Genomic DNA, 12,425 nt, shown 5'->3' on the forward strand with positions numbered 1-12,425 from the left:
AAATTTTTTTATCGACCTGGTGTCGGGAAGGGTCCTAGTGTCGCGTCCTTTGATACGGAAAGGACCTGCCATGCTTTACGCCATCCTCTGCTACGCCTCCGAAGACGTCGTCTGCTCCTGGAGCAAGGAACAGGACGACGAGGTCATGGCAAAGCTCCTCAACGTGCAGGACAAATACGCCAAGGCGGGCCGGCTGGGGCCGGTGGCGCGCCTGTTGCCGACGACGGCGGCCACGACGCTGCGAAAGGTCAAGGGGGAATCGATCGTGCTCGACGGCCCATTCGCCGAGACCAAGGAACAATTCCTGGGCTTCTACACGCTCGAATGCAACGATCTCGACGAAGCCGTCGAATTCGCGCGCGAGCTTTCCGAAGTCAATCCGAGCGGCGGTTCCTACGAGATCCGGCCGGTTTCGGTCTTCAATCCGACAAAGGTCGCGGTATGACGGAACTCGCCTGGATAAACGCCGCGATCAGCAATGCCCGCCCACAGGCGATGGGCGCGCTGCTGCGCTACTTCCGCGACCTCGACGCCGCGGAAGAGGCTTTCCAGGACGCGTGCCTGAGGGCGCTCAACAACTGGCCGAAGAACGGGCCGCCACGCGATCCCGCGGCTTGGCTGATCTTCGTTGGACGCAATAGCGGCATCGACGCCGTGCGCAAGCGCGCCAAGCAGGCGCCGATGCCGGAAGAGGACCAGATTTCCGATCTCGAGGATGCCGAAGGCGATATGGCCGAGCGGCTGGACGGTGCGCATTATCGCGACGATATCCTGCGGCTTCTGTTCATCTGCTGCCATCCGGATTTGCCGGCGACGCAGCAGATCGCGGTGGCGCTGCGCATCGTGTCCGGCCTCACCGTCAAGCAGATCGCGCGCGCCTTTCTCGTCGGCGAGAGCGCCATGGAACAGCGCATCACCCGCGCCAAGGCGCGCATTGCCGATGCCGGCGTGCCGTTCGAGACGCCGGGCGCGGTTGAGCGCTCGGAGCGGCTCGCCGCAGTCTCCGCAATGGTCTATCTGATCTTCAACGAGGGCTATTCGAGCAATGGCGGCGAGGCGCCGGCTCGCGCGCCGCTGTGCGAGGAGGCGATCCGGCTCGCCCGGCTGCTGCTCAGGCTGTTCCAGCAGGAACCTGAAATCATGGGGCTGACGGCGCTGCTGCTTCTCCAGCATGCGCGGGCACCGGCGCGTTTCGATGAAGACGGCGAGATCGTGCTGCTCGAGGACCAGGACCGCTCGCTCTGGAGCCGCAAGATGATCGATGAGGGCTTAGCGCTGGTCGACAAGGCGCTGCGCCACCGCAAGCCCGGCCCTTATCAGGTGCAGGCGGCGATCGCGGCGCTGCATGCGCGGGCGGCGACGGCCGAGGATACCGACTGGACCGAGATCGACCTGCTCTATGGTCTGTTGGAGCAGATGCAGCCGTCGCCGGTGGTAACGCTCAACCGCGCCGTCGCGGTCAGCAAGGTGCGCGGCCCGGAAGCCGCACTTGCCATGATCGAGCCGCTGGAAGAGCGGCTGTCGGGCTATTTCCACTTCTTCGGGCTGAGGGGCGGGCTGCTGATGCAGCTTGGGCGCAACGACGAGGCGCGTGTCGCCTTCGACCGCGCCATCGCCCTGGCCAACACCGCGGCCGAGGCGGCGCATATCCGCATGCATATCGACCGGCTGATCAAGGAAAGCACTGAGAAGTCTTCCTTCCAAAAAGCGCGCTGATCCGGCTTCGCCGTCTGGCCCAATTTCCCAATCCGGCCTTGGACCATGCCGGGGTAGCGGTTTTCCCCCGAAACGCGTAATGCCACGCCATGAAAGCGCCGGGCTGTGCCCGACGGCACGGACATGGCGCATGGCTTCCACGCCCGTCCCATGAGCGGCGGGATATGAAAGGGACAAAAATGACGTTAGCGAAGGAAACCGCTTCACTTCTTGAGAAACTGGGCGTCGCCAGGGAGGCGCTTGTCGGAGGCGACCTCATCGTGCGCAGCCCGGTGACGGGCGAACAGATCGCGGCGCTGAAGTCGATCTCGGCCGCCGACGCCGGCAAGGCCATCGATGCCGCGCACAAGGCCTTCCAGGCCTGGCGACTGGTGCCGGGGCCAAAGCGCGGCGAGCTGGTGCGCCTGCTCGGCGAGGAGTTGCGCGCGCATAAGGACGAGCTTGGCCGGCTGGTGTCGATCGAGGTCGGCAAGATCCCGTCCGAGGGGCTGGGCGAAGTCCAGGAGATGATCGACATCTGCGATTTCGCCGTCGGCCTTTCCCGGCAACTCTATGGCCTCACCATCGCCACCGAGCGCCCCGGACACCGCATGATGGAGACCTGGCATCCGCTCGGCGTCGTCGGGGTGATCTCGGCCTTCAATTTCCCAGTTGCCGTTTGGTCTTGGAACTCGGCGCTGGCCTTCGTCTGCGGCGACGCGGTGGTGTGGAAACCGTCGGAAAAGACGCCGCTGACGGCGCTTGCCTGCGAGGCGATCTTCAAGCGCGCCGCCAAGCGTTTCGGCACTGATGCGCCGGCAGGACTGCTCCAGGTGCTGATCGGCGACCGCGCCGCCGGCGAGGTGCTGGTGGATCATCCGAAGGTGCCGCTGGTCTCGGCCACCGGCTCGACCCGCATGGGCCGCGAGGTCGGCCCCAGGCTCGCCAGGCGTTTTGCGCGCGCCGTGCTTGAGCTCGGCGGCAACAATGCCGGCATCGTCACGCCCACCGCCGATCTCGACATGGCGCTGCGGGCGATTGCCTTCGGCGCCATGGGCACGGCCGGCCAACGTTGCACCACGTTGCGGCGCCTGTTCGTGCATGACAGCGTCTATGACGCGCTCTTGCCGCGGCTGAAGAAGGCCTATCAGTCCGTCTCGGTCGGCAATCCGCTGGAGGACAAGGCGCTGGTCGGTCCGCTGATCGACAAGGCGGCCTTCGACAACATGCAGAAGGCATTGAAGGAGGCTGAAGCGCATGGCGGCAAGGTGACCGGCGGCACGCGGGTCGAGAACGGCCACCCGGACGCCTATTATGTGCATCCGGCACTGGTCGAGATGCCTGCCCAGGTCTCGCCGGTGACGGAAGAGACCTTCGCGCCGATCCTCTATGTGATGAAATACTCCGATTTCGACGAGGCGCTGGAGCAGCACAATGCCGTGGGCGCCGGCCTGTCATCGTCGATCTTCACGCGCGACCTGCAGGAATCAGAGCGCTTCCTAGGCGTCGACGGTTCGGATTGCGGCATCGCCAACGTCAATATCGGCACTTCGGGCGCGGAGATCGGCGGCGCCTTCGGCGGCGAGAAGGAGACGGGCGGCGGCCGCGAGAGCGGCTCGGACGCCTGGAAGGCGTATATGCGCCGCGCCACCAACACGGTGAACTATTCCAAGGCGCTGCCGCTCGCGCAAGGCGTGTCGTTCGACATCGATTAAGGGACGAAGCGACGGGTCAGCCCTCACCCGCGAGCTGACCCGGCCCGACTATCGACCAGATCGTGTAGGCGGAAGGCGGCCGATTGCTCAGAAAGCCTTGCCGGTGGCCGGATCGAAGAGGCGGAGCGCGTCCGCATCGAAGACGAACGCGCATGGCTGACCCTTGGCGACTCGGGCGCGCGGCGGCAAGGTCGCCGTCAAGTTCTGCGCGCCGATCCGGGCCGTGGTGACCTGTTCGGGACCGGTCAGTTCGACGACGTCGATCTCGACCGGCAGTGACAGATCGGCGCCGCTGCCCGGCCCCAGCCGGAGCGCTTCCGGCCTCACCCCGACAATGACCTGAGCACCGTCGCGGCCTGCGTTGGCGTAGTGCGCCGGCAGCGCCAGCCGCGCATCCGTGCCGGCAATGGCGAGCTTGCCGTCCTCGACAAAAGCTTCCAGCATGTTCATCGCAGGCGCGCCGACGAAGCCTGCCACATAGAGCGTCGCCGGATGGTTGTAGATCTCTTCCGGCGTGCCGAGCTGCTCGACACGACCGTCGCGCATGACGGCGATGCGGGTCGCCAGCGTCATCGCCTCGATCTGGTCGTGGGTGACGTAGACGACCGTGGTGCGCAGCATCTCATGCAGGCGCTTCAGTTCGGTGCGCATCTCGAGCCGCAGCTTGGCGTCGAGGTTGGAGAGCGGTTCGTCGAACAGGAAGACCTGCGGCTTGCGCACCAACGCCCGGCCGATGGCGACGCGCTGGCGCTGGCCGCCGGAGAGCTGCCCGGGCTTGCGGTCGAGCAGGTTCTCGATTTGCAAAAGCTTCGCCGCCTCGCGCACCGCCTTGTCGCGCTCGGCGACGGGAACCTTGCGCATCTCCAGCCCGAAGCCGATGTTGCGGCTCACCGTCAGGTTCGGATAGAGCGCGTAGGACTGGAAGACCATGGCGATGTCGCGGTTCTTCGGATGCACGCCAAGCACGGACCGGCCGCCGATCAACACGTCGCCGCTGGTCGCCTCGGCAAGACCAGCGATGATGTTGAGCAAGGTCGACTTGCCACAGCCGGAGGAGCCCAGCAGCACCAGGAACTCGCCGTTCTCGAGCGCGATGTCGATGCCTTTCAGCGTTTCGACGCTGCCGTAATTCTTGCGGATATCGCGGATTTCAAGCGCGCTCATGGATGGCTTCCTCGAAGAAAATCGGCCCGCCATAATCGCGGGGCAGGGTGGAAATGGCCCGCGATGCCACCTGAACAGCCGCTGCAAGGCAACGTGCCAGAGCGTGCTCCCGAGCAAGCGCCGCCAGAAAGGCGCCGTTGAAGACATCGCCGGCGCCGATAGTGTCGACGACGTTGACGCGTGGCGCGGTCGCATCGATGATCTGGCCGTCCGGGCCGATAGCGATCGCGCCCTCGGGTCCGCGCTTGACGACCACGGTCGCGGCTTTTTTCATGCCGTCGCGGATCTTGCGTGCCGCGTCCGTGGGATTCTTCAACCCCGCCAGCGTCGTCGTCTCGACCTCGTTGAAGAGCGCAAGCTCGCAACGCGACAGCCAAGCGCGCGCCGCGGCACAATTTTGCGCCGTCCAGCCATCCATCGGCCAGCCGGTGTCGAGCGCGACGGCGATGCGGTGTGCCTCCGCCCAATCGAAAAAAGCATCGTACTGGCGCGTGAGGTCGTCGGTCAGGAAGGAGCCGCAAAGCAGCGCGTAGCCGCCCGAAAGCCGCTTGCCGTCCAGAACCGAAAGCACGTCGTCGAGATTGAAGCGCGGCAGGTGACCGCGGGTGGTGAAGAAGGTGCGTTCGCCGTCCGGATGGGTCATGCCGACCGACAGCGTCGTGCCCTCCGTGTGGACCGGCCATCTCGCGGCGCGGCCCCCGAATGCCTCGCGCAGCCAGCGCCCGAACTGGTCGTCGCCAAGATTGGCGGCAATCTCGAAATCGATGCCCAGCGCCTGCCAGGCAAGCGCCGTGTTACCGGCCTGGCCGCCGACACGCAGGTCATCGTGGTCGACGACGGTCTCCGTGCCCGCCTTCGGCCATGGCGCGACCGGCCCGACGATCAGGTCGACGTTGACGTTGCCGATCACCGCGAGCGGCCGCATCACTCGCTCCTGGTGATCTTGGTGGTGCGCACCGGCGTTCCGGCGTTCTCGACGCGGGAATCGGCGAAGGCGATCATCAGGCGTTGCGCCACCGGCAGCATGGCGAAGATCGCCGCCAGTCCTGACGCGGGCTTGAACCTTAATGTGACGGCGCCTGCGACCGGCGGTTTGCCCGAAGCGTCGAAGACGATCAGCGGCGCCCCGGTCTCGACCACTGAAGTGGCCATGGCGGTGACGAGGTCGGCGGTCGGGTCGTTGCCGCGGAAGAGCACGACGCCAATGCTTGGGCCCAGCATCTCCATCGGCCCGTGGCGCAACTGACCGCCTTCGAGCGAGAAACAAGGCAGGCGCGACAGTTCGGTGAAGCCGAGCGCAAGGGCTTCGGCCACGCCTTGAAGCTTGCGGCCGGAAGTGACGATGGTCGTGACCATTCTCAGCGCCGCGAGCGCGGCATCGATCTCGACCGTCTGGGGCGCCTTGAGCCCGGCGAGCGCGCCGGCGGGATCGTCGCCTAGCGCAGTCAGGATGGCGAGATGCAGGGCGAAGGTCACGGTCAGGCTGCGGGTCGCGGCAAAGGCGAGCTCGCTACCGCCGGCGCCGACGAGGCAAGGCACCGTACGGCCAAGAAACGAGCCGGCCTCAAGCGTCAGACCGAAGGTCTCCGTGCGATCGCCGGTCTCGGCAAACCAGCGCAAGACCTCGGCGCTTTCGCCGGATTGAGAGGTGACGATCACCGTCTTGCCGGTCAGCGGCAGCGGCTGGCCGAGCTGCTCCGACAGCGCCAGCGCGATGGCGTCGATGCCGTGCGCGCGATAGAGCGGCTCGACGGCGCGGGCGACGGCATGCGAGGCACCCATGCCGAGCAGGAGGAGCCTGCCGTTCTTGTTGATCGAGGCAGCGATCTCGGCGGCTATTTCTTGATTGCTGGCGAACGAGGCAAGCGCATCCTCATGCTGGCGCGCCATCTCGCGGTCGATGGCAAGGAGGCCTGTCGGCCGTTGTTTGTCTGCGGTCATGATTATCCTTTCACACCGCCGCTGGTCAGGCCGGAGATCAGCGCGCGTTGCATGACGAGGCCGATCAGCACGGGCGGCAAGGCCGCAAGAACGCCGGCGGTGGCGATCAGTCCGTAGTCGGAGACGCGGCCGCCGGCCAGATCGGCGATGGCGACCGTCAGCGTCTTTGCCCGCTGGTCCGAGGTGAAGAGCAGGGCGTAGAAGAACTCGTCCCAGGCAAGCAGCACGGCAAACAGCGCCGATGTCGCCACGACGGGCGCGGCCAGTGGCAAGGTGATGATGCGCCAGGTCTGGAGCAGTCCCGCTCCGTCGATCATCGCCGCGGCCTCGATCTCGCGCGGGATGGAATCGAAACCCGATTTCATCAGCCACGTGGTAAAAGGCGCGAGGATCGTCAGATAGATCAGCGCCAAGCCGAAGACATTGTTGAGCAGGCCGAGATGGGACAGGCCCATGTAAAGCGGCACGGAGAGCGCCACCGGCGGCAGCATGTAGGTGGCGATCACCATCGACAGCGACCAGCCGACCGAAGGCGTGCGCGAGACGGCCCAGCCGGCCGGCACGGCAAGGACAATCGCTGCCAGCGTCGCCATGGCGGCGACCTCTAGGCTGTTGCGCAGCGATGCGGTGAAGGCGGCGCCGGCACTGTTCTCGGCCCTCGACAGAAGCTGCGCGTAACGGGAGAAGTCGGCCGCCTGCGGCCACCAGCGCAGCGGCTTGGCGGCTAGGTCGGCCGCCGGCGATATGCTCATGACGAAGAGCCAGGCGAGCGGCGCCAGGATCACGGCGGCAAGCAGGAGGGCGCAGACGTAGACGAAGGCGGTGAAGACCGGGCTCTTGCGTTCCATCAGGCCGCGCTCCCGGCGGTCTTCTTGACCAGCGTCGCATAGGCGACGGCCAGCACGGTGACGAGCAGGGTTACGATCAGCGCCAGCGAGGCGCCGGAGCCGGCGCGCTGGAAGGAGAAGGCTTCCTGGTAGACGAGGATCGACAGCGAGCGCGTGCTGTTGGCCGGGCCGCCGCGCGTCATGACCCAGATGATGTCGAAGACCTTGAAGGCCTCGATGGTGCGCAGCACCAGCGCCACCATCAGCGGGCCTGCAAGATAGGGCAGGATGACGAATCGGAAGCGGTTGAGCGGGCCGGCGCCGTCGACGAGTGCCGCGGCGGTGATGTCGCGCGGCACGGCTTGCAGGGCGGCGAGCGCAATCAGCGCGACCAGCGGGAAATTCTTCCAGCAGTCGGCGACGATCAGCGCCGCCAGAGCCGTTCCCGGCTCGCCTAGCCAGGAGCGGTAATCGTCTATGATATGGAGCTGCGTCAGCGCTGCGTTCAGCGCGCCATATTCGGGATTGTAGATCAGCCGCCAGAGCGTCGCGTTGACGACGGTGGGCAGCGCCCAGGGCAGGATCATCAGGCCGCGCAAGACGGCGCGGCCGCGGAATTCCTGATTGAGCAGGAGGGCCGCAAGCACGCCGATCACCATCTCGGCGGCGACCGAGATAACCGCGAACCAGGTGGTGGTCGAGAGCGTGCGGGTGAAGTTCGAGCTGGTCAGCATCTTGGTGTAGTTGTCGAAGCCGACGTAGTTGCCCGCCGTGCCGACCAACTGGGCGTCGGTGAAGGAAAGCCTGACGGTATCGACCAACGGCCAGCCGATGACGGCCACCATGATCATCAGAAGCGGCAGCATCAACAGCCACGCGCGAGTCGTCATCCAGGTGCCCGACATCAGAGCGCCTCTCTCCTGTCATCCGGTCAGAGCGGTTCACCCGTTTCACGGAAACGGCGAACCGCTCTATCTCTTTGTTTTGACGCAATTCCGGACGGAAAACCGCTTCACACTTTTCCTGGAATTGCTCTAGAAATAGCACGGGCGGCGCTCGTGGATGAGGCCGCCCGCGTGGAGGAACGCCAGATCAGAGGCCGCTGTTTTCGGCAGCGGTCTTGAGCGCGTCTTCCGGCGTCGCCTGGCCGAGCAGCGATTCCTGGATCGCCTGCTGCAGCGCCGTCGACAGCTGCTGGTATTTCGGCGTGGTCGGGCGCGGATACATCGCGGCAAGACTGAGCTTGGCGGCGGCGATCAGTTCTTCCTGGCCCTTGGTGACGGCCGGATCGTCATAGGACGAGGCCCAGATCGGCAGCGACAGCTTGGCATACTGGTTCTGGGTCGCCTGCGAGGTCATGAACTCGATATATTTCCAGGCTTCGTCCGGGTGCTTCGACACCGCCGTGACGCCAAGGCCCATCGAGCCGTTGACGGCCGAGACCTCGCTGGTGCCGGCAACGCCCGGCGCCGGCACGACGCCGACCTTGCCCGCGACCTTGGAGTCCTTCGGATCATTGGCCATGTTGTACATGTAGGTCCAGTTCAGCGCGAAAGCGGCGTCGCCGTTCTCGAATACCTTGCGCACATCCTCTTCCAGGAATTCCTTGGAGTTCGGATTGGTCAGGCCCGACTTGTAGCTGTCGACCATGTATTTCAGCGCCGAGAGGCCGCCGCCGTTCTGGAAGTCGGGCTTGCCGTCCTTGAGGAAGTCGCCGCCATAGGCACTGACCAGCGTGGTATAGTCGCAGATGGCGGCTTCGGCCTGCGACCAGCTCCAGGCGATCGGCGTCTTCAGCAAGCCCTTGTCCTGAATGATCTTGGCCTGCTGGCCGAGCTCTTCCCAGGTCTTCGGCGGCGCCTTGATACCTGCCTTTTCCAGGATCTCCTTGTTGTAGAACAGGTATTTGGTGTCGAGGATCCACGGCATGCCATAGTACTTGCCGTCATACTGGACGGTGGTCCAGGCCCCGGGCAGAACGCCCTTTTTCATGTCATCGGTGATCTTCGACGACACGTCGACCAGCACCTTGTTGGTCGCATATTCGGCCGGCCAGATGACGTCGAACAGCACCACGTCATAGCCGCCGCCGGATCCTTGGGCGAGCACGGTCTTGTCGTGCAGGCCTTCATAAGGAACGAATTCGAGATTAACCTTGATGTCCGGATTAGCCTTGGTGAAGGCCTCCGTCATCGAGCGCACGTCGGCCTCGCTATAGGCGGCCTGCGCCATGAAGAGCGCGTTCAAGGTGGTTTCAGCAAAGGCGTGGGGGACGAGCAGCCCGCCAACGAACACCGCGCCCAGAAGTGTCTTACCGATCGATTTCAGCATTTGTCGTTCTCCCATTTTCGACGGCTGCGAGTGGGCGGCCAAGGCTGTGCCGCTTTCTCGAATTCGCATCTGACCGGATCCATCCCCAACGGCGTGCGGCGGAGCTCCAAAGCTTTTGCCGTCTTTTTTTAAACCGCGGAGGTCTCACCTATTAAGTCAATTCGCTTGACTTAATTAGTCGATCAATCCTTTAATGGAGTCAAGAGGGGAAAACGACGGTGCACGACATCAGCCCGATCCGCGCCAAAAGCGGCACCAACCAGGAGGGAACGAGCGCCCACAACCGGCGCGTCATGATCGAGGCGCTGCGGCTCAACGGCGCGCTTTCGCGCGCCGACCTGGCACGGGCGACGCAGCTTACCAAGCAGGCGGTCTCCAACATCGTCGAGGATCTCGAGCGCGATGGCCTGGTCGTGGCGCTGGATGCGGTGCGCAAGGGCAGGGGACAGCCTTTCACGCCCTACCGGCTGGTCCCTGAGGGAGCTTTCGCCATCGGGCTGCAGATCGACCGGCATTTGACACGCGTGGTGGTGGTCGATCTCGTCGGCAAGGTGATCGCACGCGCCGAGGCGGGGCTGCCGTTCGACGTGCCCTCAGAGGGCGTGGACATAATCCTCGGCCTGGTCGACCGCGTCAGGCGCGAGCTGGCTTCCTTGTTTGTCCAGTCCGAGCGGCGGCTGGTCGGACTGGGCGTCGCCATGCCGGGACCGTTCGGGCTGAAGAACCCCGACAACAAATGGATGATGCCCGCCTGGCAGCAATATCCGCTGGTGGAGGCGCTTTCGGCCGGCACCGGGCTCGATGTCGGCCTGCAGAACGATGCGGCCGCCTGCGCGACGGCGGAGCGGATCGTCGGCGCGGCGCATGGCGTCGACCACGCCGTCTGCCTTTATGTCGGTTACGGCATAGCCGCCGGGCTGATCCTCAATGGCGAACTCTACAGCGGCGGCAACGGCAATGCGGGCGAGGTCGGCATGGCGCTGCTTTCGCCGGCCGGCCCCGGTTCCACGCCGCTCGAACACCGTGCATCGCTGGCCTCGCTCTATCAGCATCTCGGCCTCGACCCTACCGAGAGGGGGCTTTACGAGACGCTTGGCGCACTGGCGCTTGCGCAAGATCCGCGGGTCATGGGCTGGGTCGAAAGAGCCGCGTCCGACCTGCGCTGGAGCGTGCATCTGATCGAAACGATCTTCGATCCGCAAACCGTCATCCTCACCTCCAGCGCGCCGGAGGCGCTCGCCCGGCTCCTGCTTCGGGCCATGCATCCGCTGCTGCCGTCGATCGCGGATCGCCCGGTCCGGCGCCTGCCACGGCTGCAACTGGGCACCACCGATCCCTGGGCGATCGCGGTCGGCGCCGCGGCAGAGCCGATCAGCCGGGCCTTCGATCCGCGCTTTTCCGCGATCCTGAAGGCCGGATAGAAGCGGTCGGCCCGTCGCCTGCGTCATGCTTGCGGCGAAAGCCGCGTCGATGATGGCGAGCTTGACCGCCTGCGCGGCGCCCGCCAGCGCGGGTACCGGTCTTGGGCGGCGCCGGGCGGAGTCTTGACGGTCAGCGATTCTTCAGAGCCGAGATACAGGCTTCGAAGGCCTCGTCGACGACGGCGAGCTTGGCTGCCTGGACGGCCATGTATTCGTCGAAGAAAGCCCTCGAAACCCACATCACGGAATGGCCGCGCTGGCCGATCCAGCCGATGCTGCCGAGCGCCTCGGCATCATACAGTTTGCGCGCCAGATGGGTGCGTGAGAGCTTCAGCCAGTGGGCGAATTCCCTGACCGAGATGACGCCGGTCGGTATCCTGTCGAGATGGACATCCTCAGGATCGATACCGGACATCAGCCAGTCCATGACGATGCCGCCGTTGTTTAGCCAGATGAACAATGAAAAGGTCTGCCCAGGCTCCCGCACTGCGCCGCTGGCCAGCAATCCATCGGCGATCAGAGGCTGCAGGATGGGCAGCATCTCGGGTCGCTCGAGGAAGTTTTCCAGCCGGTTCGCGCCATCTATGCGGTCGAGCGTTCGCAGATGCGCGTAAATCCAGCCGGTGAAGGTCTCTATCGTGCCCGCCGTGACCCGCAACGGATGGGCGCGGCCATCACCGCTGGCCGAAATATATTCGGCGATGTTGTAGTGCAGCATCTCCTTGACGAAAGCCTCGGCGGTGTTGCGGCTGGCCACGGAATTGCGGCGCACGACCTCGATGAAACGCGCCATCGTCATGTCGGTGCGGCGGTCGTTGGGATCGCGCCGGAAATGCAGAGCCAAGCCGACATGAGCGAGCAGCCAGCGCTGCTGGGTGGCAAACACGGCAGCCAGCCGCGGGCTCGTTTGATAAATATGGATGAGCGCTTTGGACTGCTCCTGGACACCGCGAAGCGCTGCCGGATGACGGGCGATTTCTGCGGCACTCAGCGGCATTTCCTACGGCACTCCATGCGATTCCAAGCAACGACAAATGAAGATTCCCAGTCTTCGCCGGTCGTGTCCAGTTGCCCATTGGAACAACGAACGATCAGGCGGTGAATTCGCTGCTAACTCTTTGTATCGGTTCGGGAAAGCCGTCGGGCCCGCAGCTCCTGCGTTGAATTGACGAGTCCGCCAGGCGAGCATAGGTTCCGCGCCATCGGGGCTGCGGGGAGTGCTTCCCGGGGCCGGGCTTCGTCCCTGGTGCCGATTCGCAGACAATCCTGCAGGATCCGCGCTTCGAGGATGCCGCATTCTGTCGGGCCAGCGCGACGGTCTCCAATACATG

11 protein-coding genes are annotated in these 12,425 nt (G+C 65.0%); 4 read left to right on the forward strand and 7 right to left on the reverse strand.

The features are described from left to right. Positions 1–70: 70 nt before the first annotated feature. From LB515_RS12185 to LB515_RS12195, 3 genes are all read left to right on the forward strand, one after another. On the forward strand, positions 71–445 hold the full coding sequence (locus LB515_RS12185) for a YciI family protein (RefSeq protein ID WP_095766415.1): 375 nt from the start codon (positions 71–73) through the stop codon (positions 443–445). Continuing rightward, the gene (locus LB515_RS12190) at positions 442–1,716 is read left to right on the forward strand and encodes an RNA polymerase sigma factor (protein ID WP_224524412.1); all 1,275 of its coding nucleotides are present in this window, start codon (positions 442–444) and stop codon (positions 1,714–1,716) included. The genes LB515_RS12185 and LB515_RS12190 overlap by 4 nt, the downstream gene beginning before the upstream one ends. Positions 1,717–1,895: 179 nt before the next feature. Continuing rightward, positions 1,896–3,410, forward strand: coding sequence for an aldehyde dehydrogenase family protein (locus LB515_RS12195; RefSeq protein ID WP_224707862.1), 1,515 nt, complete (start codon positions 1,896–1,898; stop codon positions 3,408–3,410). 87 nt (positions 3,411–3,497) lie between these two features. Here the strand turns inward: LB515_RS12195 and LB515_RS12200 are convergent, their stop codons facing one another. The 6 genes from LB515_RS12200 to LB515_RS12225 all read right to left on the reverse strand — a co-directional run bounded on the left by LB515_RS12200 (position 3,498) and on the right by LB515_RS12225 (position 9,673). Further along, complete coding sequence (locus LB515_RS12200) at positions 3,498–4,574, reverse strand: ABC transporter ATP-binding protein (RefSeq protein WP_224626714.1); 1,077 nt, start codon at positions 4,572–4,574, stop codon at positions 3,498–3,500. Further along, a complete protein-coding gene (locus tag LB515_RS12205; protein WP_095766418.1) occupies positions 4,561–5,499 on the reverse strand; it encodes a PfkB family carbohydrate kinase in 939 nt (312 codons plus the stop codon). Before LB515_RS12205 ends, LB515_RS12200 begins: the two co-directional genes overlap by 14 nt. Beyond that, the gene (locus tag LB515_RS12210) at positions 5,499–6,521 is read right to left on the reverse strand and encodes an SIS domain-containing protein (RefSeq protein WP_224707901.1); all 1,023 of its coding nucleotides are present in this window, start codon (positions 6,519–6,521) and stop codon (positions 5,499–5,501) included. The genes LB515_RS12205 and LB515_RS12210 overlap by 1 nt, the downstream gene beginning before the upstream one ends. Beyond that, the gene (locus LB515_RS12215) at positions 6,518–7,363 is read right to left on the reverse strand and encodes a carbohydrate ABC transporter permease (RefSeq protein ID WP_224707863.1); all 846 of its coding nucleotides are present in this window, start codon (positions 7,361–7,363) and stop codon (positions 6,518–6,520) included. The genes LB515_RS12210 and LB515_RS12215 overlap by 4 nt, the downstream gene beginning before the upstream one ends. Further along, entirely contained in the window at positions 7,363–8,247 is an 885-nt protein-coding gene (locus tag LB515_RS12220; protein ID WP_224707864.1) for a carbohydrate ABC transporter permease, read from the reverse strand. Before LB515_RS12220 ends, LB515_RS12215 begins: the two co-directional genes overlap by 1 nt. A gap of 187 nt (positions 8,248–8,434) precedes the next feature. Next, positions 8,435–9,673, reverse strand: coding sequence for an extracellular solute-binding protein (locus tag LB515_RS12225; protein WP_224707865.1), 1,239 nt, complete (start codon positions 9,671–9,673; stop codon positions 8,435–8,437). A gap of 218 nt (positions 9,674–9,891) precedes the next feature. Here LB515_RS12225 and LB515_RS12230 point away from each other — a divergent pair, with 218 nt between their 5' ends. Further along, positions 9,892–11,094 carry an ROK family protein gene (locus tag LB515_RS12230; RefSeq protein ID WP_224707866.1) on the forward strand — a complete coding sequence of 401 codons (1,203 nt, stop codon included), beginning with the start codon at positions 9,892–9,894 and terminating at the stop codon, positions 11,092–11,094. A gap of 130 nt (positions 11,095–11,224) precedes the next feature. Here the strand turns inward: LB515_RS12230 and LB515_RS12235 are convergent, their stop codons facing one another. Further along, on the reverse strand, positions 11,225–12,091 hold the full coding sequence (locus LB515_RS12235; RefSeq protein ID WP_095766424.1) for a hypothetical protein: 867 nt from the start codon (positions 12,089–12,091) through the stop codon (positions 11,225–11,227). Positions 12,092–12,425 lie beyond the last annotated feature (334 nt).

It is taken from the genome of Mesorhizobium sp. CA15 (assembly GCF_020165215.1).
GTDB lineage: Bacteria > Pseudomonadota > Alphaproteobacteria > Rhizobiales > Rhizobiaceae > Mesorhizobium.